The 2,384-nt window shown below is 74.0% G+C and carries 1 protein-coding gene; it reads right to left on the bottom strand.

The window, feature by feature from the left end:
• Window positions 1-2,384 (bottom strand): beta-ketoacyl synthase N-terminal-like domain-containing protein (locus ABZ915_RS48705; RefSeq protein WP_361817923.1); only part of this gene is annotated, 2,384 nt, incomplete at both ends.

Raw genomic sequence — 2,384 nt, 5'->3', positions numbered from 1 at the left:
AGATACGGATCCACCGCCGCACACACCGCATCGAACGCCTCCGCGAACACCGGCTGCGAGGCATACAACTCCCGCCCCATCCCGGCCCGCTGACTGCCCTGCCCGGTGAACAGGAACGCCGTACGCCCGGCATTCGCCACACCCACCGATGCCTCACCGGCCGCCAGCGCACCCAGCCCCGCCACCAACTCCGTACGATCCCCACCCAGCACCACAGCCCGGTGCTCGAACACCGTCCGGGTCTCAGCCAGGGACCGCGCGATGTCGCGCACGCCCACGGCCGTCTCCGCGGTCACGAACTCCCGCAACCGCGCAGCCTGCTCCCGCAGCGCCGCCTCGGAGCGCGCGCTGAGCACCCAGGGCAGTACACCCGCCGTCTCCGGCTCGGCCTCGGCAACCGTCTCCTCCGGCGGGGCCTGCTCAAGGATGACGTGCGCGTTCGTCCCGCTGATTCCGAAGGAGGAGACGGCTGCCCGGCGCGGGCGGTCGAGCTCCGGCCAGTCCCGCTCCTCCGTCAGCAGGGACACCGCCCCCGCCGACCAGTCCACGTGCGGGCTCGGCGCGTCCACGTGCAGGGTGCGCGGCAGCAGCCCGTGCCGCATCGCCTGCACCATCTTGATCACTCCGCCGACACCGGCGGCGGCAAGGGTGTGGCCGACGTTGGACTTCAACGAGCCGAGCCACAAGGGTTGTTCGGCGTCGCGTTCCTGGCCGTACGTCGCGATGAGCGCCTGCGCCTCGATCGGGTCGCCCAGCTTCGTACCCGTGCCGTGCGCCTCCACCGCGTCCACGTCGGCGCCGGTCAGGCGGGCGTTGGTCAGGGCCTGGCGGATCACCCGCTGCTGCGAGGGACCGTTCGGCGCGGTCAGGCCGTTGGACGCGCCGTCCTGGTTGACCGCGCTGCCGCGGACCACGGCGAGGACGGGGTGGCCGTTGCGCTGGGCGTCGGAGAGGCGTTCGACGAGGAGCATGCCGACGCCCTCGCCCCAGCCGGTGCCGTTGGCGGACTCGGCGAAGGCCTTGCAGCGGCCGTCGGGTGACAGGGCCCGCTGCCGGCTGAACTCCACGAAGTTGACGGGACCCGCCATGACGGTGGCGCCACCGACCAGTGCGAGGGAGCACTCGCCCTGACGCAGCGCCTGGGCGGCCAGGTGCAGGGCGACGAGGGAGGAGGAGCAGGCCGTGTCGACGGTGATCGCCGGGCCCTCCAGACCCAGCGTGTAGGCGACGCGGCCGGAGGCGATGCTGGTGGTGGTGCCGGTGGAGACGTATCCCTCGATTCCCTCGGGGAGCGTGCCGACACGGGTGACGTAGTCGCCGGTGATCACGCCGGCGTAGACGCCGGTGTCGCTGCCGCGCAGGGTGCGCGGGTCGATGCCGGCCCGCTCCAGCGCCTCCCAGGAGGTCTCCAGGAGCAGCCGCTGCTGCGGGTCCATGGCCAGGGCCTCGCGCGGGCTGATGCCGAAGAAGTCCGCGTCGAACTCGGCGGCGTCGTAGAGGAAACCGCCCTGGCGGGTGTAGGAGTGTCCGGCCGACTCGGGGTCGGGGTCGTACAGGTCCTCCGCCCAGCCCCGGTCGGCGGGGAAATCCCCGACCGTGTCCACACCGTCGGCGAGCACCCGCCACAGTGCCTCGGGGCTGTCCGCGCCACCCGGGAAGCGGCACGCCATGCCGACGATGACGATCGGGTCGTCGTCCGTGGCGGAGGCCGCGGCCCGCCAGGCCGGTCCGGCGGCGATGGCGGAGGCGGCGGAGGCCGGGGTGTCGACCAGGGTCTCGCGCAGGTGGGCGGCGAGCGCGGCCGGCGTGGGGTGGTCGAAGATCAGGGTCGATGACAGGCGGCGGCCGGTGGCGGCGGTGAGGCGGTTGCGCAGTTCGACGGCGGACAGCGAGTCGAAGCCCATCGTCTTGAAGGCCCGCCCGGGGTCCAGTACTTCGCCACCGGTGCGGCCGAGTACGGCGTCCACCTCGGTACGTACGACGTCGAGCAGCGCTTGGAGCTGATCGGCCTCGGACAGCGGGGCCAGCCGGGCGGTCAGGGCCTGGTCGCCGCTCGGGGCGGCCATCCCGGCGCGGCGGCGGGCCGGGTTCCGCAGCAGGCCGCTGAGCAGCGGGGGAAGTGGGCCGCGCGCGGCGCGGGCGCGCAGCGCGGGCGTGTCCACGGCCACCGGGACAAGGGAGGGCCGGTGGTGGCCGAGCGCCGCGTCGAGGGCGGCGAGGCCCTGCTCCTCGGTCAGGGGGGCGACACCGGTGGCGGTCATCCGCTCCAGTTCGGCGGGGGTCAGGGTGCCGCCCATGCCGTGGGTGGTGTGCCACAGGCCCCAGGCGAGGGAGGTGGCGGGGAGGCCGTGGGCGTGGCGGTGGTGGGCGAGGGCGTCGAGGAA

The sequence above is a fragment of the Streptomyces sp. NPDC046915 genome, assembly GCF_040644935.1.
Taxonomy (GTDB): domain Bacteria; phylum Actinomycetota; class Actinomycetes; order Streptomycetales; family Streptomycetaceae; genus Streptomyces.
Note: the sequence above shows the minus strand (reverse complement) of the source record. Positions and strands in the feature narration are given on the sequence as shown.